This is a genomic window from Pyxidicoccus sp. M6, from assembly GCF_055568925.1.
Window position 1 is genome coordinate 3,520,930 of the sequence record NZ_CM145714.1, and the last position, 19,132, is coordinate 3,540,061.

General features: G+C 70.8%; 9 protein-coding genes. 8 read left to right on the forward strand and 1 reads right to left on the reverse strand.

Features of this window, described 5'->3' with window-relative positions:
• The first annotated feature begins 4 nt into the window (after positions 1-4).
• The 4 genes from ACVTJA_RS14675 (at position 5) to ACVTJA_RS14690 (ending at position 4,257) form a co-directional block, all read left to right on the forward strand.
• Positions 5-1,636, forward strand: a complete 1,632-nt coding sequence (locus tag ACVTJA_RS14675; protein WP_465836990.1) for a DHA2 family efflux MFS transporter permease subunit — start codon at positions 5-7, stop codon at positions 1,634-1,636.
• A 1-nt stretch (position 1,637) separates the two neighbouring features.
• Positions 1,638-2,873 carry an HlyD family secretion protein gene (locus ACVTJA_RS14680; RefSeq protein ID WP_465836991.1) on the forward strand — a complete coding sequence of 412 codons (1,236 nt, stop codon included), beginning with the start codon at positions 1,638-1,640 and terminating at the stop codon, positions 2,871-2,873.
• A 119-nt stretch (positions 2,874-2,992) separates the two neighbouring features.
• Positions 2,993-3,895: a transporter gene (locus ACVTJA_RS14685; RefSeq protein WP_465836992.1), complete on the forward strand. Its 903-nt coding sequence runs from the start codon at positions 2,993-2,995 to the stop codon at positions 3,893-3,895.
• Positions 3,896-3,930: 35 nt separating this feature from the next.
• Positions 3,931-4,257: a protease inhibitor I42 family protein gene (locus ACVTJA_RS14690; RefSeq protein ID WP_465836993.1), complete on the forward strand. Its 327-nt coding sequence runs from the start codon at positions 3,931-3,933 to the stop codon at positions 4,255-4,257.
• Here the strand turns inward: ACVTJA_RS14690 and ACVTJA_RS14695 are convergent.
• Positions 4,204-6,171: a C1 family peptidase gene (locus ACVTJA_RS14695; protein ID WP_465836994.1), complete on the reverse strand. Its 1,968-nt coding sequence runs from the start codon at positions 6,169-6,171 to the stop codon at positions 4,204-4,206. The genes ACVTJA_RS14690 and ACVTJA_RS14695 overlap by 54 nt on opposite strands.
• Positions 6,172-6,406: 235 nt before the next feature.
• Between ACVTJA_RS14695 and ACVTJA_RS14700 the strand changes: the two genes are divergently transcribed.
• From ACVTJA_RS14700 to ACVTJA_RS14715, 4 genes are all read left to right on the forward strand, one after another.
• Positions 6,407-12,625 (forward strand): SDR family oxidoreductase, encoded by a 6,219-nt coding sequence (locus ACVTJA_RS14700; protein WP_465836995.1) that lies wholly within the window; start codon positions 6,407-6,409, stop codon positions 12,623-12,625.
• Positions 12,622-13,455, forward strand: a complete 834-nt coding sequence (locus tag ACVTJA_RS14705; protein ID WP_465836996.1) for an alpha/beta fold hydrolase — start codon at positions 12,622-12,624, stop codon at positions 13,453-13,455. The genes ACVTJA_RS14700 and ACVTJA_RS14705 overlap by 4 nt, the downstream gene beginning before the upstream one ends.
• A complete protein-coding gene (locus ACVTJA_RS14710; RefSeq protein ID WP_465836997.1) occupies positions 13,452-18,119 on the forward strand; it encodes a MupA/Atu3671 family FMN-dependent luciferase-like monooxygenase in 4,668 nt (1,555 codons plus the stop codon). The genes ACVTJA_RS14705 and ACVTJA_RS14710 overlap by 4 nt, the downstream gene beginning before the upstream one ends.
• Before the next feature lie 67 nt (positions 18,120-18,186).
• The gene (locus tag ACVTJA_RS14715) at positions 18,187-18,999 is read left to right on the forward strand and encodes a hypothetical protein (RefSeq protein ID WP_465836998.1); all 813 of its coding nucleotides are present in this window, start codon (positions 18,187-18,189) and stop codon (positions 18,997-18,999) included.
• The last annotated feature ends 133 nt before the right edge of the window (positions 19,000-19,132 follow it).

Sequence of the window (19,132 nt, forward strand, 5' to 3'; positions counted from 1 at the left end):
GGACATGGCTACGTCCATCGCAATGAACCCACCGTTGGCCCCCGCGGCCCCGAAGCAGGTGTCCAACAAGTGGCTCGTCACGCTGTCGGTGACGTTCGGCACGCTGATGGGCGCCATCGACTCGTCCATCGTCAACGTGGCCATGCCGCAGCTCCGCGGCGCGGTGGGCGCCACGGTGCAGGAAATCACCTGGACGACGACGGGCTTCGTCATCGCCACGGTGATGGTGATGCCGCTGACGGGCTTCCTCGGCCGCCTCTTCGGTCAGAAGCGCGTGTACCTGGGGTGCCTGCTGCTCTTCGTGGCGGGCTCGTTCCTGTGCGGGCTCGCGTGGAACCTGCCGTCGCTCGTCTTCTTCCGCTTCATCCAGGGACTTGGAGCCGGAGCGCTCCAGCCCACCGAGCAGGCCATCCTCCGGCAGACCTTCCCGCCCGAGGAGCAGGGCACGGCGATGGCGCTGTTCGCCATGGCCGTCATGGTGGGCCCGGCCATCGGCCCCACGCTGGGCGGCGTCATCGTCGACAACCTGCACTGGTCCTGGATTTTCTTCATCAACGTGCCGGTGGGCATCCTCGGCTTCTTCATGGTGGCCCGCTACGTCCAGGAGGACGAGTCGCTGCGGGCCTTCGCGCGAGCGGAGGCCGAGCGCCAGCGCAAGCACATGGACTGGGCCGGCATCATCCTTCTGTGCGCGGGCCTCGCGTCGCTCCAGTTCCTCCTGGAGGAGGGGCAGGCCCACGACTGGTTCGAGTCCACGCTCATCTCCGCGTGCGCCCTGGTGTCCTTCACGTGCCTGGCCGCCTTCATCATCCGCGAGCTGACGGCCGAGGTGCCCGCCGTCAACCTGCGGCTCTTCAAGGACCCCGTCTTCGCCTCCGGCACGGTGTTCAACGCACTGATGTTCTCCATCCTCATGGCGAGCATGTTCCTGCTGCCGCTGTTCATGCAGGAGCTGCTGGGCTTCACCGCCACCCAGTCGGGCCTGGCGCTGATGCCGCGCACGCTGGTGATGATGGTGATGATGCCGATTGTGGGGCGCCTCTACCGGAAGGTGCCGCCGCAGGCGCTCATCCTCGTGGGCGTGGTCGTCACGGGCCTGGGCGCGTTCCAGATGAGCCACTTCTCACTGCAGACGGGCACGGAGAACATCATCGGCGCGATTGCGCTCCAGGGCATCGGCTTCAGCCTGCTCTTCGTGCCGCTGTCGACGGTGGCCCTGTCCAAGGTGCCGCGCGAGCGGATGACGGACGCCACCGGCCTCAACTCGCTCTTGCGGCAGGTGGGTGGCTCCATCGGGCTCGCCATCTTCGCGACGCTGCTGTCCCGCTTCACCGTGCACACCACGGCCTCCGTCGCCGCGCACCTCACGCCGGACCGGCTGGAGGTGGCGACCCGGATGGCGGCGATGCAGAAGGGGCTGGCCGGCGCGGGCATGGACCCGGTGAGCAGCCAGGCCCTGGCGCTGCGCATGATGTCCGGCACGGTGGCGCGGCAGGCCGCGGTGCTCGCCTTCGACAAGCTCTTCGTGCTGGCCGCGCTCCTCTTCGTGGTGGTGCTGCCCCTCGTCTTCCTTCTCAAGGCCCCGAAGCGTGGCCCGGCGTCCGGAGAGACGCCGCACATCGACGTGGAGATTTGAAATGTCGACTCCAACTACGGCTCCTCAACTCGTGACTCCGGAGCGGGCGGCCGCGGCCACCCAGGCTCCTCGCAAGAGCGGCAAGCGCGCCTACCTCATCCTGGCCGGCGTGGTGGTGGCGGTGCTGCTCGCCATCGGCGGCTACAAGCTCCTCACCGCCGGCCAGGAGGACACCGACGACGCGCAGGTGGAGGCGGACGTGGTGCCGATGTCCATCCGCGTGGCCGGCCCCGTGCTGCGCGTGGCGGTGCCGGACAACGCGGTGGTGCACAAGGGCGACCTGCTCCTGGAGATTGACTCGCGTGAGTACGCCGCGCAGGTGAAGCAGGCCGAGGCAGAGCTGGAGTCCGCGACGGCCCAGGTGGCCGCGGCGGATGCGCAGGTGGCGGTGACGGAGGCCGGTGCCAAGGGCGGCTTCTCCACGGCGCGCGCCCAGGTGTCCACCAGCGCCGCCGCCGCGGGCAACGCCGAGGCCCAGGTGGCCGCGGCCCGCGCGGCCCTCTCGCGCGCGGAGGCCCAGGCGCGCAAGGCGGAGCTGGATTTGCAGCGCGCGAAAACGCTGCGCGAGCAGAACGTGCTGCCGCAGCAGGCGCTGGATGACGCCCAGGCGGGCTACGACACCGCGCAGGCCGCGGTGGAGGGCGCGCGCGCCCAGCTCACCGCCGCGGAGGAGAGCCGGCGCATGGCGCAGGGCAAGGTGGCCGAGGCGCAGGGCCAGCTCGACCAGAGCGCGCCCATCGACTCGAAGATTGCCGCCGCGCGCGCCAGCTCGGCGCTCGCCCACGCGCGGGTGAAGGCGGCCGAGGCGGCGCTGGAGCAGGCGAAGCTGCGGCTGGACTACACGCGCGTCGTCGCGCCCTCGGATGGGCAGGTGTCCCGCCTCTCCGTGCACGAGGGGCAGTTCCTCGGCGCCGGCCAGTTGGTGGCGGAGCTGGTGCCCACCCAGACGTATGTGGTGGCCAACTTCAAGGAGACACAGGTGGGCAACATGAAGCCCGGGCAGGTGGTGGAGGTGGAGGTGGATGCCTTCTCCGGCAAGACGCTGGAGGGCCGGGTGGAGAGCCTGTCGGGTGGCACCGGCGCGCGCTTCTCGCTGCTGCCGCCGGACAACGCCTCGGGCAACTTCGTGAAGGTGGTGCAGCGCGTGCCCGTGCGCATCGCGTGGAGCCACCCGCCCGAGGGGCTCGCCCTGCGCGCTGGCCTCTCCGCGCACGTGACGGTGCACACGCGGAACTGACGCGGGCCCGTCGCGAGGGCAGGCGCGTTTTCACCGGTGTCGAAGAAGTGAAGCGTGCGGTCGTTTTGATGGCGGCCGCACGCTGTGCCGCCACGTGACGCACGGTAGCGTCCGGCGCCATGCACACCCGACTGCTCGTCTTCGTTCTCGCCGCCGTGTGTCTCGTGGCTCCCCGCGCGCAGGCGCGGCCCTACCGCGCCATGGTGACGCGCACCGCGGTCACCACCCGGCCCGGCAACCTGGAGCTGGGCCTGCGCTACCAGGGCTTCTTCGCGCTCGACTTCGACGAGTCGCAGCCCTACCAGCAGCTCTCGCCGAGCCTGCGCTTCGGCATCGTCGACGGCCTGGAGGCCAACCTCTTCCTGGAGGTGCTCGCGCTGGGCCTGCCCGGAGAGGACGAGTTCGAGCTGGCCTTCGGTGACATCCCCATCGGCCTGCAGTGGACGTTCCTGGAGACGTCGAAGCTGGCGCTGGGGGCCTACGGGCGCGTCACGCTGCCCACCGGCCCGAGCGACGAGGACGGCATCATCCCCAGCCTGTCCGACGGCACGTGGGACTACGAGGGCACCTTCATCGCCGAGCTCCGCGCGACGAAGGACCTGCGCTTCATGCTCAACGGCGGCTACTTCCACCAGGGCACGCGCGACAGGGACGAGCTGCCCGACTTCGACGTCCCGGACGCGGTGCAGGTGTCGCTGGCCGGCACGTACAACCTCGACAAGTTCACCATGCTGGGGCTCGAGGTGGTCAGCCGCATCTACTTCGAGGACGTGATTACGCCGGTGTGGCGGGACAACGCCACGCAGGTGGAAATCATCCCCGTGCTGCGCCACGAGGCCTGGCCCGGACTGGTGCTGGAGGCCGTCGCGGGCGTGGCGGTGACGCCGGAGCTGAGTGAGATCTACCAATTCCGCGTGCTGCTCGGCGCCACCTACGAGTTCGACCTCGCGTCGGGCCCGAACCTGCCGACGAAGGAGGAGGACCTGCGCCGGCCCAAGGCTCCCACGCGGCGCCGCCGCTGAGGGCCGCGCGGCCCGCGCGTGGCTAACGTTCCTTCATGAGCCAGACGACAGATGTCCTCATGAAGGAAGCGGACTCCGGGCGCACCGTGGACCTCTCGGTGGGGCAGTCGGTATCGCTCGAGCTGCCCGACCCGGGTCCCACCGGCTACCGGTGGAAGGTGGAGTCGCTCGACGAGTCGGTACTGTCCTCCGTCGGTACGCGCACGCAACCGGCCATGGCCGTGGGCGGTACCGGGAAGGCCACGCTGACTTTCCAAGCGAAGGCTCCCGGTACCACCCGGCTGCGGCTCAAGCTCTGGCGCGAGTGGCTAGGCGATGCGTCCGTCATCCGCCGCTTCGACGCGCTCCTCCACGTACGCTGACGGCGGCATGGCGGCCTCGGGTTGCTCGGCCACCTCGCGCCCTGCCTCCACGCCCACGGGGAAGGCGTGCTTCACCCAGGGCGTCCACGGCGCATTCGCCTGCGTGTCCTGCTTCCAGCACGTCCACAGGGTGTAGTGGCCTCCGCCCGTCGGGCTCGTCAGCCAGAGCTGCAACCGCTTGTCGGGCAGCACCGCCAGGGCCAGGCCCTCGATGGAGGCCGAGCCGGGGCGCGGGAAGGCATTCCAGGCATTCCAGCCCGCGTCTGGCCCCGTGCCCTTCTGCCGGCAGCCGTACAGCTCGCCCTTCGTGGTGAGGCCGAAGAGCTGCACGCGGCCGTCGGAGAGCGGCGCCGCGGCGAGGTATGCCAGCTTCCGGTCCTTCACGCCGGAGAGGTCCTTCCACGGCGTCCACTTCGCTCCCGCCTGGGCGCTCTCCTTGTGGCAGCCGTGCAGCTTCCCCTGGGTGTCGATGGCGAAGAGCTGGAGCGCGCCGTTGGCCAGCCGGACGGTGGTCAGGTGCGCGACCTTCACGTCGGGGATGCGCTGGAACTCGTTCCAGTCGCTCCAGGGCAGCGAGGGCTCGTCGCGCTGGAAGCGGCTGTAGAGCGTGCCATTGGAGCCGATGCACCAGAGCTGGAGGCGCCCGCCCGCGATGGCGCCCACGGCGATTTCCACCGGCTTCACGCCGGAGGGGGCGGGAATGGGCGGCTGCCATGCATTCCACTGCGGCACCTCGCCGCCCATCGTGCCCTCCACGAGCCCCCACAGCGTGCCGTCGGCCGCCAGCGCGAAGAGCTCCACGTACTGGTCCGCCCGCTTCGCGGCGGCGACCTGGGCGGTCTGGATGCCGGGCAGCGTGGAGGCGGGCTGGGACCAATACGTCGTCCACGGCGTCCACGGGGCGTCCGAGGCCGGCGTGGACTTGGCGCAGCTCCACGCGTAGCCCCCATTCACGGCCCACAGCCGCACGCGGTCGTCGTCATGGCGCGCGCTGGTCATCTTCCCCCGGCTGGTGAGCGAGGCCGCCTGCTCACTGGGACGGGTGATGTCCGTGGGCAGCCACATGATGTAGTCGATGCCGCACACGCCGTAGGCAATCTTGAAGTAGCCCTGGTCGCCCCACCAGGTGCCCCAGCTGTTCTTGCATATCCAACACCGCTCGGTGTCGCTGTAGCCCACGACGCAGATGCAGTGGCCGCCGACGTACTGCGCGGTGCTCGTGGGCGAGTAGACGCCGCTCGAGTAGCTGAAGAAGTCGTCGTAGACGGCGAAGCAGGCGATGAGCTGCCCGTCGCGCGCGAGCCACGCCTTCATCTGGTCGAGGTCCTGCGTCGTCTGCGAATGGGCGAGCGTGTAGCCCTGCTTCCAGTTCTCCGGGAGCTGGGGCGGCTGGTCTCCCGGGGTGTATGGATAGAGCGACGCGTCGGTGACGCCTTCCGCGAGGTGGCTGGTCGCGCTGTCCACCCACCAGCCCGTGTTGCAGCCGTAGCCCTCCTGCTGCGCGTAGACGTAGAAGAGGTGGGCCTCCGAGCAGAGGATGGGGAGGTAGGCATCGTCGCGCTGGATGCGCAGCGTGCCCTCCACGGCCGCGAGTGTTCCGAAGGCCACACACGAGCCGCAATAGCTCTGGTCCTTCACGGGGGACGTGTAGTCGCGCCCGTCGTGGTTGCGCCAGTCCACGGCGACCGGGCCGCGTGAGGCCTCCATTCGCTCGCCCATCGAGGCGCGGTATGCGGCGTAGCGGGCCTTCCCCTGGCGCTCGGCCTCCTCGAAGCTGGGCTGATTGGGGCCGGGAATGGCACCCAGCCTCAGCTTGAGCTGGGACAGCGGGAGCGACGTGAGCGGGTTGGGGCTTGCGCGCCAGTGCGCTCCCTCGCGCTGGATGGCCTGGATGATGCTCTGTACGTCTCGCATGGTGGTTCCTTCCCCCAAAGGTTCCCTTCAGAGGTGGGGGAAGCACCTGCCGGGGACAAGCCCGGCGCCAGTCATGGAGGCGAGGCCTCGTGCCGGTCGCTTTCAGTCGAGCTTCCTCCGCCGCTGCTGCTGCTCCAGCGGAGACCTCCGGGGGGCTCGGCTGGCCAGTGCGGTAACCGTGTTACCCTCGCCGCGGACGGTGCGAGGGCACCTCCGGGGGGAACAGGGAACCGGCATGACGGACGAAGCTGAGGTCTCGGACTCGCCAGACATTGCTGTCGTGGGGATGGCCGCGCGGCTGCCGGGAGCGCGGGACGTGGACGCCTTCTGGCGCCGGGTTCGCGACGGGGTGGGCTCGGTGACGTGGTTCACCGACGCGCAGCTCCTGGCCGCGGGCGTGGACCCCGCGCTGCTGAAGGACCCGAGCTACGTGAAGGCCGGCATGGTCTTCGAGGGGCTGGAGGACTTCGACGCGGGCTTCTTCGGCTTCAGCCCTCGCGAGGCGTCCATCCTGGACCCACAGCACCGGCACTTCCTGGAGGTGTGCTGGGAGGCGCTGGAGCACTGCGGGCACCCGCCCGAGTCCTTCAAGGGCCCCATCGGCGTCTTCGGCGGCTCCGGCATGAACGCGTACATGCCCTACCACCTCTTCACGAATCCGCGGTTGATGGAGCAGGTGGGCCTGTTCCTCGCGCGGCACACGGGCAACGACAAGGACTTCCTCACCACGCGCGTCTCGTACTGCCTCGATTTGCGCGGCCCCAGTGTCAACATCCAGACGGCGTGCTCCACGTCGCTGGTGGCCATCCACTCGGCGGTGCAGAGCCTGCTGACGCGCGAGTGTGACCTGGCCCTCGCGGGCGGTGTCACGCTGGAGCTGCCGCACTACCGGGGCTACCTGTACCAGGAGGGGGAAATCCTCTCTCCGGATGGGCATTGCCGCGCGTTCGACCACCGCTCGCAGGGGACGCTCTTTGGCAGTGGCGTGGGCGTGGTGGCGCTGCGCCGGCTGGAGGACGCGCTGGCGGACGGAGACACCGTGTACGCGGTGGTGAAGGGCAGCGCGGTGAACAACGACGGCGCGCGCAAGGTGGGGTACCTCGCGCCGTCCGTGGACGGGCAGGCGGATGCGGTGGTGGAGGCGCTCAACGTCTCCGGCATCGGCGCGGACACCATCGATTACATCGAGTGCCACGGCACCGGCACGCCGGTGGGCGACCCGATTGAAATCACCGCGCTCACCCAGGCCTTCCGCACGCAGACGCAGAAGAGCGGGTACTGCCGCATCGGCTCGGTGAAGACGAACATCGGCCACCTGGACACGGCGGCCGGCGTGGCGAGCTTCATCAAGGTCGTGCAGATGCTGCGGCACCGGCAGCTCGCGCCGAGCCTCAACTACGAGAAGCCGAATCCACAGATTGATTTCGCGCGCACGCCGTTCGTGGTGAATGCCGCGTTGCGCGAGTGGGCGGCGAAGTCAGGCCGGCCCCGGCGCGCGGCGGTGAACTCGCTGGGCGTGGGCGGTACCAACGCGCACGTCATCCTGGAAGAGGCTCCGGCCCAGCCGACGACGTCCGCCGCGCGGCCGTTCGAGACGCTCTGGCTGTCCGCGCGCACGCCGGCCGCGCTGGAGCGTGCGTCCCGCCGGCTCGCGCAGCGGCTCGGAGAGGAAGGGGCGCCGAACCTCGGGGATGTGTCCTTCACGCTGCTGGCCGGACGGCGCCGCTTCGCGCACCGGCGCGCGGTGGTGGCGTCCTCGCGCGAGGAGGCCATCCGCCTGCTGGAGCAACCCGAGCCGGCCCGCACGGCGCAGGCGCATACCGAGGCGGAGGGGCGCTCGGTGGTGTTCCTGTTCCCCGGTGGAGGCGCGCAGTACCCGGGCATGGCGAAGGGGCTCTACGAGCAGGAGCCCGTGTTCCGCCGCGCGCTGGATGAGTGTCTGTCGCTGCTGGAGCAGCACGAGTCGCTGAAGCTGCGGCCGCTGCTGTTCCCCGAGGCGGGCAGGGAGGCCGAGGCGCGCGAGCAGCTCGAGCAGGCGACGTATGCGCTGCCCGCGCTGCTGTCCGTGGAGCTGGCGCTCGCGGCGCTGTGGAAGTCGCGCGGGGTGACGCCCGCCGCGTGTCTGGGACACAGCATGGGCGAGTACGCGTGTGCCCAGCTCGCCGGGGTGTTCTCCGTGAAGGATGCGCTCGGCATCGTCGCGTGCCGGGGGCGGCTGTTCGACGGGCTCCCCGCGGGGGCCATGCTCAGCGTGGAGCTTCCCGAGGCGGAGCTGAAGCCGCTGCTCGGGCCGGGACTGGAGCTGGGCGCGCACAATGCACCGGGGCTGTGCCTCGTCTCGGGCGAGGTGGCGGCCATCGATGCGTTGGAGGCGCGGTTGAAGGCGCGCGAGGTGGAGGCCCGGCGCCTGCACATCCGCGTCGCCGCGCACTCGCGGATGCTGGAGCCAATCCTGGCGCCCTTCCGTGACTACCTGACGACGAAGGTGCGCTTCTCCGCGCCGAAGACGCCGTGGGTCTCCAACGTCACCGGGACGTGGATTGCGCCCGAGGAGGCCGCGTCTGCCGACTACTGGGTGCGGCACCTGCGCCAGCCGGTGCGTTTCGCCGAGGGCGCCGGAGTGCTCCTCGCGGACAAGGCCCGCGTGTACCTGGAGGTCGGTCCAGGGCAGACGCTGTTGTCGCTGCTGCGGGCGCAGGGGGAGAAGCCCCAGGCGGAGGGGCTCGTGCCGTCGCTGCGGCACCCGAATGATTCGGTTCCGGACCAGGCCTTCTTCCAGCTCGCGCTCGGACGTCTGTGGGCGGCCGGAGTGAACCTGGACACGGCGGCGCTTTTCGCGGGACTGAAGCGGCGCCGCGTGGGGCTGCCGACGTATGCGTTCGAGCGCGAGCGCCACTGGGTGGAGCCGGGCACAGGCTACTTCATGGCCCGGCGCGAGGGAGAGCGTCCGCTCGTGCGCGAGGAGGACGTGTCGCGGTGGGGCTATGCGCCGCGCTTCCGCGAGCAGCCGGGGCCGAAGCCGGAGGCTCCGGCGGAGAACGAGCGCTGGCTGTTGCTGGCGGATGAGGAGCCGCTCGCGGAGGAGTGGTCCCGTGAGCTGACGGCCCGAGGGGCGCGCGTACAGCGGGTGTTCCCGGGTGGGGCTTTCGCCCGGAGGTCGGACGGTGCGTTCACGCTGCGACCCGACGCGCGCGAGGACTGGGAGGCGCTCTGGGATGCGCTGGGTGCGGAAGGGCGAGTGCCTCCGAGGCTCGTGGACCTGCCGGCTGTGGACGCGAGTGGCTGGGAGCGCGCGGTGTCGCGTCACCTCCTCGCGCCGCTCGCGCTGATGCAGTCGCTCACCGCCGAGTCGCTGCCCGCCGGGCTGCGGTACGTCCGGGTGATGCGGGGCGGCATGGCGGTGGACGGGCCCGCGCGGATACCTGAGCAGGCACTCGCCTTCGGTCCTGTCCTCGTGGCTCCGAAGGAGCTGCCCGAGCTGTTCGCTCGCGCGGTGGATGTCGACGTGAGCGCCGCTCCGGCGACGCAGGCTCGCGAGCTGGCGGATGAGCTGTTGCGCCCGGACGTGGACGTGCCGGTGGCGCTGCGGAGTGGCCGCAGGCTCGTGCAGGTGCTGGAGCGGACCGCGTTGCCGGAAGCGCCGACACCGCTGCGCGAGCGCGGTGTGTACCTCATCACTGGCGGGCTCGGCGGCATCGGTCGGACGCTGGCGGAGTTGTTCGCGCGCAAGGCGAAGGCCCGGCTCGCGCTCGTGTCCCGCTCCGCTGCCAGTGCCTCGCACGCGGAAGTGCAGCGCATGCTGGAGGGATTGGGCGCCGAGGTCCTGCTGCTCAAGGCGGACACGTCCGATGCGGGGCAGCTCCGCTCCGCCATCGCCGAGGTGAAGGCGCGCTTTGGCGCGTTGCACGGCGTGGTGCACGCGGCGGGCGGGCTGGAGGACGGGCCGCTGGAGTCGAAGACGCGGGACTCGGTGCTGCGCGTGCTGGCGCCCAAGGCACTCGGTGCGCTCGCGCTCGAAGAGGTGCTGCACGGCACCCAGCTCGACTTCTTCGTCAGCTTCTCCTCGACGAGTGCGCACCTCGGTCCTCCGGGACAGGTGGACTACGTCGCGGCCAATGCGTTCCTGCTGGCCCAGGCGGCGCGACTGGAGGCGTCCGGTACGGCGAAGCGCGCGCTCGCGCTGGGGTGGGGCGTCTGGCAGGAGGTGGGCATGGCCGCGGCCCAGGTGGCGCCTCGGCTTCCTCCAGGCGAGTCCGTGGCCCACCCGCTGTTGCAGCGGCGCGTGGATGCTCCCGAGGGCCAGCACGTCTTCCGCGCCATCTACGACGCGAAGGCCCTGTGGGTGCTGGACGAGCACCGCATGCGCGGCGGCGGGCCGGTGCTGCCGGGCACGGGCTACGTGGAGCTGGCGCGCGCGGTCTGGGAGACGGTGCGTCCGGGCACGCCGTTGCATGTGGACCAGCTCGCCTTCGTCGCGCCGCTCGACGTGCCCGACGGCGAGGTGCGCGAGGTCGAGGTGTCGCTCGCTCCCGAGGGCGACGGCTTCACCTTCCGCGTGTCGAGCCGCTCGGCCGGGAGTGCGTGGGTGGAGCACGCCACCGCGCGCCTGGGGCCCGCGGCCGGTGGGCCTCCCGCGCCACTGGACGTGAGCGCGGTGCATGCGCGCTGCGCTGCGCGCCCGCTCAGCTTCGGCGAAGGGGAGCAGGTACTGCCCCAGGACGCACTCATCGCCTTCGGTCCGCGGTGGAAGGTGCTGCGCTCGGCGGGCTTCGGCGCGTCGGAGGCCTTCGCTCGCCTGGAGCTTCCTCGCGCGCTCCTCGGAGACCTGGCGACGTACGCGCTGCCGCCCGGGTTGCTGGACATCGCCTCCGGTTTCGCCTTCTCACTGCTGCCCGACGCGGGGCAGCCCGGGAAGCTGCACGTGCCCGTCTCCTACCGGCACCTGCGCGTGTGGGGCCCGTGGCCCGAGGTGGCGCTGAGCCACGTGCGCGTGCGCCAGGAGGAGGGGCGTGGCGCGCTGCTCGATGTCACCCTCTGTGACTCGGACGGCCGCGTCTTCTGCGCCATCGAGGGCTACCTCGTCGCCGCCGTCGAGGCGAAGCGCTTCGGCCGCTCGCCCCAGAAGAAGGGCTCACTGCTGGAGACGTGGCTGCCCCTGGGCATCAAGCCCGCGGAGGGACAGGAGGCCTTCCTCCGCGCGCTGTCCCTCACCGGCACTCCGGCGTTGTTTGTCAGCTCCATGGACCTGCATGCGCTGGCGGCGCGTCTGCGTCCGAAGCAGGAGGCGGAGAAGCCCGTGGCCGCGCAGCAGGGCGTGGCTCCGGCACAACAGGGTGCGGCTGCGGATGCTCCGCGCGACGACGTGGAGCGCAAGCTCGCGGAGCTCTGGCAGCAGTTGCTCGGCGTGCCGAGGGTGGGGCTCAAGGACAACTTCTTCGACCTTGGCGGGCACTCGCTCATCGCGGTGCGCCTGTTCGCTCGCATCAAGAAGCTGCTCGGCGCGGACCTGACGCTGGCGACGTTGTTCGAGGCGCCCACGCTGGAGCAGTGCGCCGCGCTCGTGCGCGAGGCCGCCGGCATTCCCTTCACGCCGGACACCGCTCCGGCCAGCGCGGCGCCTGTGGCCTCCGCGCCCGTGTCGAAGGGGTGGTCTCCGCTCGTTACCATCCAGAAGGGTGGCGCAGGCATCCCCTTCTTCTGCGTCCATGGAGCGGGCGGCAACGTCCTCAACTTCCGCGACCTCGCGGCGACGCTCGGGAAGGAGCAGCCTTTCTATGGGCTCCAGGCGCGCGGCGTGGACGGCAAGCTGCCACCCGCGGACAGCATCGAGGAGATGGCGAACATCTACCTGGAGGGCATCCGCCAGGTGAGGCCGCGCGGGCCCTACCTCCTCGGTGGCTACTCCGGAGGCGGCGTCGTCGCCTATGAGATGGCGCAGCGGCTGCGCGAGCAGGGCGAGGATGTGGCGTTGCTCGCCTTCCTCGACACCTTCCATCCCGCCACGCAGGAGCGGCGGCTCACCTTCGACGAGCGCTGGCGCGCGGTGCTCGACGAGGGCGCGGCGGCCTACCTCAAGGACCGGCTGCGCAAGAAGGTGGAGCGCGACGGCAACCGGCTCATCAACTCCATCAAGCTGCGCTGGTACGAGCAGCGCGGTGAGCCGCTGCCCATCGAGCTGCGAGACCTCCAGCTCACCGAGCGCTTCCAGTTCCTGTCGAGCCGCTACGCTCCGCGCCCCTATTCCGGGCCGGTGACGCTGTTCCGCGCGCAGGACGTCAACCCCATCTACTCGCACATGGGCGCGACGCTGGGCTGGGAGCCGCTGGTGCCGTCGCTGCGCATCCGCGAGGTGCCCGGCGACCACGACAGCCTCGTGCGCGAGCCCAACGTCCACATCCTCGGCCGACTGCTGCGCACGGCGCTGGACGAGGCACAACAGGCGGGCCGCAAGTGAATCGTCGGGACCTGGGCATGGCGGCGCTCGCGGCCGCACTGGGGGGCATCGTGTTGAAGTTCGGCTGGCTGGACAGACCGTCGGAGGCGCCGGGGCCGTTTCCCTATGACGGTGCGCCCCTGGCCTCCGGAGCGGAGGCACGCCTCACCGCGGGCGGGTGGACGCTGAGCGACATCGCCGGACCGCCACGCCAGCGCGCGCTGACGCGGGCTCCCGCGCCGGGCGAGACACGCTGGCTGGTCTTCTTCGGAGGCAACGGTCCGGGCTACCTCGAAGAGGCACGCTCCGTGCTGGAGGCGCTGGACGCAGGACGCGGGCTCGGGCTGGCCGCGGTGGCGCCGCCGGGCTTCGATGGCTCTCCGGGCAAGCCATCGCCGCAGTCCCTCCGAGCCGGAGCGGAGGCCGCGGTGCGCTGGCTCGTCGCCACGCACCAGCCGGGAGACCTCCAGCTCGTGGGCTTCTCCATGGGAAGCAACGCGGCGCTCGCGGCGGCGCACACGCTGGCGAAGGACGGAAGGCCCGCGCGCGGCGTCGTGCTCCTCGCGCCCTTCACGTTGATGGACGTGACGGACAAGGGGCTGCGCGGCCGGCTGCGGACGCCGGACCGCTACGACAACCTCTCGCTCGTCTCGGAGCGTCTGCCACCGGTCCGCGTGCTGCACGGACTGGCGGACCAGGCGCTGCCGCCGGTCCATGGTGAAGAGCTCGCGCGCAGGCTGGGCGCGCCCTTCCACACCTTCTCGGGCGTGGGGCACGCGGAGTTGCTGAAGCATCCCGCCGCCCTCGCCGAGGCCTCGAAGCTCTTCTCGCAGTCCGGAGCCATCGAATGACCGCGACTGCCGAGTCGCCCTCCTGCTTCATCATCGGCGAGGGCACCCTCGTCGTTCCCTGTGCCGAGGCGCTCCAGGAGCACGGCGTGCGGATTCTCGGGCTCGTCACCCGGGAGCCGGCCCTCCAGAAGTGGGCGGAGGCGCAGGGCATCCAACAAGTGCCGCCCGGGGACGGAGTGCTGCCCTTCCTCTCCGCCACGCCCTTCGACTGGCTCTTCAGCATCGTCAACCTGAGCCTGGTGAAGGACGAGGTGCTGCGGCTGCCGCGTCGCATGGCCATCAACTTCCACGATGGGCCGTTGCCGCGCTACGCGGGCCTCAACGTCACCTCGTGGGCGTTGCTGCACCGCGAGTCCCAGCACGGCGTCACGTGGCACGAGATGACGTCGGGCGCGGACAAGGGGCGCATCCTCAAGCAGCGCCTCTTCGACATTGCTCCCAACGAGACGGCCTTCAGCCTCAACGCGCGCTGCTACACGCTGGGCATGGAGATCTTCGCGGAGCTGGCCGCGGAGCTCGTCGACGGGAGCGTGGACCTCATCGAGCAGGACTTCTCCCAGCGCAGCTATTTCGGCATGGCGCGGCGCCCGGATGCGGGGGCCCTGCTGGACCCGCACGGTGATGTGGAGGATGCGCGCGCGCTGGTGGCAGCGCTGGACTACGGCGGCTATCCCAACCCGCTCTCCTTCGCGAAGCTGTGGTTGGGCAGCGCGCCGGTGGCCGTCTCCGACGCAGTCCGGGTGGAGGAGGGCTCCGGCGCGAGCCCGGGCCGCATCGTCGCGATTGAAGGGGACGCGCTGACGCTGGCCTTCGGCGGCGGGGACCTCACGCTGAAGGGGCCGAAGGGCCTGTGCGGTGCACCGCTGTCGTGGGCCGAGCTGCTGGGCTCGCGCAACCTCGCGGTGGGTGATGCGCTGCCGCCGCCCTCGCAGGAGCTTCGTGCCCGCGTGACTGAAGTGGGTGTGCAGGCGGGAAAGGCGGAGGCGTTCTTCCTCGCGCGGCTGGAGACGCTGGCGCCTCCGGACCTGCCGTTCCTGGGTGGAAGCTCGAAGGAGGAGGGCACGCACTCGCTGACGCTCTCCGCCAGCGACGTCGCTTCGGGCTGGGCCACGGACCTGCCTCCCGATGAGCGGCTCCTCTTCACCGCCGTGGCCTTTCTGTCGCGCCTGTCCCCGGAGCCGTCCTTCGACGTGGGCTTCAGTGACGCGAGCACGCGCGCCCGGGTGCGGGACGTGGAGGGCTTCTTCGCCTCGCAGCTCCCGCTCCGGGTGGAGCTGCCGATGAAGGACTCGCCGGATGCCGCGGCGTCCGCATTCCGCAAGGCGCTGACGCAGCTTCGCGAGAAGGGCGTGATGTCGCGAGATTTGCTCGGCCGCTCGCCGCAGCTCGCCGGCCTGCCGCGCCACCTGGGTGAGGTGGCCCATCCCGTCGCGCTGCGCATCTCCGCGCCGGGCGAGCTGAGCCATGTCGTGCCCGGCGCGGTGCTCACCGTCTCCGTCGATGCGGAGGGCACGAAGGCGCACCTGCTCTTCGATGCCTCGCGGGTGGAGCAGGGCCGCGTCTCCGAGCTGTCGCGCCAGCTCTCCGCGTTCCTCGCCTCGCTGCGCGAGTCTCCGGGCAGGCCGCTGGATGAGCAGGGCCTGCTGGGCGCGGAGGAGCGTGCGCTGCTCGCGAAGTGGAACGACACCGCGCGCGAGCTGCCCGGGGACGCCACCTTCCATTCGCTCTTCCGGGAGCAGGCACGGCGCACCCCGGATGCCACGGCCCTCGTCTGCCGGGGCGCCTCGCTGACCTACCGCGAGCTGGATGAGCGCAGCGACGTCCTTGCCCGCCACCTGCGAAGCGCGGGCGTGGGCCGCGACGTGCGCGTGGGCATCTTCATGGAGCGCTCGCTGGAGATGATGGTGGGCGTGCTCGCCGCGCACAAGGCGGGCGGCTGCTACGTGCCGCTGGACCCGGCGTACCCCGCGGAGCGCATCGCGTTCATGGTGGAGGACTCGGGCTGCCACCTGGTGCTGACGCAGGAGCGGTTGCTCGCGCGCGTGCCCCCGGCCGCGCGGCAGGTGCTCGCGGTGGACGCGGCGTGGGCGCGCATCGCCGCCTCCGAGGACGCCCAGACGCCCCCGGCCGGGCCGGACAGCCTCGCGTACGTCATCTACACCTCCGGCAGCACGGGCCGTCCGAAGGGCGTGATGATTGAGCACCGCAACTTCGTGAACTTCGGCATCGGCATGGACGAGCGCCTGGGCACGGAGCGCGGCACGTGGCTCGCCGTCACCAGCCTCAACTTCGACATCTCCGTGCTGGAGTTGTTGTGGACGCTCACTCGCGGCTTCACGGTGGTCATCCACGCGGAGCGGCACGACGGCGCGCAAGAGGGGAAGCACGCCTCGCGCGGCATGGACTTCAGCCTCTTCTACTTCTCCAGCGACGAGGGCGAGCGTCCGGAGGGCCGGTACGATTTGCTCCTGGAGAGCGCGCGCTTCGCGGACGCGAATGGCTTCCGCGCGGTGTGGACGCCGGAGCGGCACTTCCATGCGTTCGGAGGATTGTTCCCCAACCCGGCGGTGACGTCGGCGGCGCTGGCGGCGGTGACTCGCAACGTGCAGCTCCGCGCGGGCAGTCTCGTGTCGCCGCTGCACCCCACGCTGCGCATCGCCGAGGACTGGGCCGTGGTGGACAACATCTCGCACGGCCGCGTGGGCATCTCCTTCGCGGCGGGCTGGCAGCCCAATGACTTCGCGCTGCGGCCGGAGAACTTCGCGGACCGCAAGCGCGTCATGTTCCAGCAAATCGACGACGTGCGCAGGCTGTGGCGCGGCGAGACGCTGGAGGCGAAGAGCGGCACGGGCGGCACGGTGAAGCTGCGCACCCTGCCCAGGCCGGTGCAGAAGGAATTGCCCATCTGGGTCACCACCGCCGGCAACCCCGAGACGTTCGAGGAGGCCGCGCGCGCGGGCTGCCACGTGCTGACGCACCTGCTCGGCCAGTCGCCGGAAGAAGTCGCTCAGAAGATTGCCCTCTACCGCGAGACGTGGCGCAAGGCGGGCCACCCGGGGAAGGGCACCGTGACGCTGATGCTGCACACCTTCGTCGGTGAGTCCGAGGCCGCGGTGAAGGAGGTGGTGCGCGGCCCGATGAAGGCGTACCTGAAGTCCTCGGTGAGCCTCATCAAGGAGGCCGCGTGGAGCTTCCCGGCGTTCAAGGCGCAGACGACGCTGGCCAATGGCAACTTCGGCACCGACAACCTCTCCGCCGAGGAGATGGACGCGCTGCTCGAGTTCTCCTTCGAGCGCTACTTCCAGACGTCGGGCCTCTTCGGCAGCGTGGACACCTGCGTCGCCGTCGTCGACAAGCTGAAGGGCATGGACGTGGACGAGGTGGCCTGCCTCGTGGACTTCGGCGTGCCGACGGCGCTGGTGCTGAAGCACCTGCCGCTGCTGGCCCAGGTGCTCCAGCGCGCCAACGCCAGCGTGGGCGTGAAGCCGATGGAGGGGGACGAGGTGGATGGCTCCTTGCCCGCGCTGCTGGAGCGCCATCCGGTGACGCACCTCCAGTGCACGCCGTCGCAGGCGAGCATGCTGCTGGCCGAGGAGCGCGCTCGCGCGGGACTGAAGCGGCTGAAGAAGATGATGGTGGGCGGCGAGGCCTTCCCCGTTCCACTCGCGCGGCAGCTCTCGGAAGTCGTCTCCGGTGATGTGCTCAACATGTACGGGCCCACGGAGACGACCATCTGGTCCTCGACGTACGCGGTGAAGAACGTGGGAGACGGGATTCCCATCGGCACGCCCATCGCGAACACGCAGCTCTACGTGCTGGATGCACGGCAGCGCCCGCTGCCCATCGGCGCGGTGGGCGAGCTGTACATCGGCGGCGCGGGCGTGGTGCGTGGCTACCACCAGCGGCCGGAGCTGGACCGCGAGCGCTTCGTGTCGGACCCGTTCTCCTCGCGGCCGGGCGCGCGCATGTACCGCACGGGGGACGCGGCGCGCTGGCGGCAGGACGGAGTGGTGGAGTTCATCGGCCGCCTGGACCACCAGGTGAAGGTGCGCGGCTTCCGCATCGAGCTGGGCGAAATCGAGGCGCGGCTCGGTGAGCACCCGGCGGTCCGCGAGACGGTGGTGGTGGTGCGCGAGGACACGCCGGGCGACAAGCGGCTCGTGGCGTACCTCATCGCGAAGCCGGGCGAGCCGCCGACCGCGGACGCGCTGCGCGACTTCCTGCGCGCGCGACTGCCGGACTACATGGTGCCGCAGGCCTTCGTCACGCTGAGCGCCTTCCCTCAGACGCCGAACAAGAAGGTGGACCGCAAGGCACTGCCGCCGCCGGAGCAGGCGCAGTCGCGCGCGGCCTTCACGCGCCCGGAGGGGGAGACGGAGGCGATGCTCGCTGGCATCTGGCAGGAGGTGCTGAAGCTCGACAAGGTGGGCGTCGAGGACAAGTTCGCCGACCTGGGCGGACACTCGCTGCTGATGGTGCAGGTGTTGGAGAAGCTCAAGACGAAGGTGGAGCGGCCGCTGACGCTGGTGGACCTGTTCCGCTACCCGACGATTCGAGCGCTCTCCTCGTTCCTCTCCGGTGACGGCGCGGAGGGGCAGGGGATGAAGGACGTGGCGGCGCGCGGGGCGGCCCGGCGTGCGTTGCACACGCGCCGCCGCAGGTAGGGCTCCGCCGCGAGTCGAGCCGGGCGCCCATTGCATCCGGGCGTCCTGAATGGGCAAGGTGGCGGGGATGGACCGTCACCTCGCCCGGACGAACCCGCGCCTGTATGCCGCCCGCTGGATGTCGGCGGACGAAGAGGGGCACAGCGCCCTGCTGCGCTCGCTGCCTCCCGACGAGCTGGCGATTCACGTGGAAGCCCTGTTCGCGGCGCTGCTGCATCCGCCGCGCCTGGTGGGCGAGGGTGGCCTCGTCATCGACCTTCGCGTGGAGGGGCTGGACGCGGTGGGCATCGTCGCGAGCTTCCGTGAGGACGATGGCGAGAAACGGCGTTACCAGTTCCTGGAGGCGGGAGGCCTGCGTCCGGCCGAAGGGCGCGCGGTGCTGGAGGCGCTCTGGGCCGCCAACACGCGGCTCGGTGGACGGCCCGCGCGCACGGGCGTCAACAGCGTCTATCTGGCGGGGCTGTGGGGAGACGACGACCCTGGTCAACTGAATGACCCCGAGGCCTTCGCGCTGCGCCTCTGTGACCGGCAGCTCCGCGTCCTGGAGGCGCTCTTCACCGGACTGCCGCTGCGGCGCGCGGAGCTGCAGGGCTATGAGGCCACCTATGCGTGGTGCCTCACGCGGCCGGACGGGCTCGTCGTCACCGACTACAGCCGGCCAGACCCTGGCTACGCCAACCTTCATCTCTTCTGGGCCGCGCCCGACGGCGGCGAGTCGGAGTCCTTCTTCAGCAGCTCGATGAAGGAGACGGCGCTCGAGGCGTTCGTGGCGTGGTGTGAGGAGCGGGTTCGAGCGCGGGGCTGCCCGCTGTGGCAGCGATGGCAGGACCCGTCGTCCCCGTCGTTGCTGGAGACGCCGTGGGAAGCCTCTCGGGAATGAGTGGTTACGGCGTGCCGCCTCGCCTCCAACCCACCGCGAGGGCCACGAGCAGTCCCGGCAGCGCGAGCAGGTCGGTGACACCCATTACATCCATGGCCGCATCCGGAGTACGGCCACGGTCTGGGCACCCCAT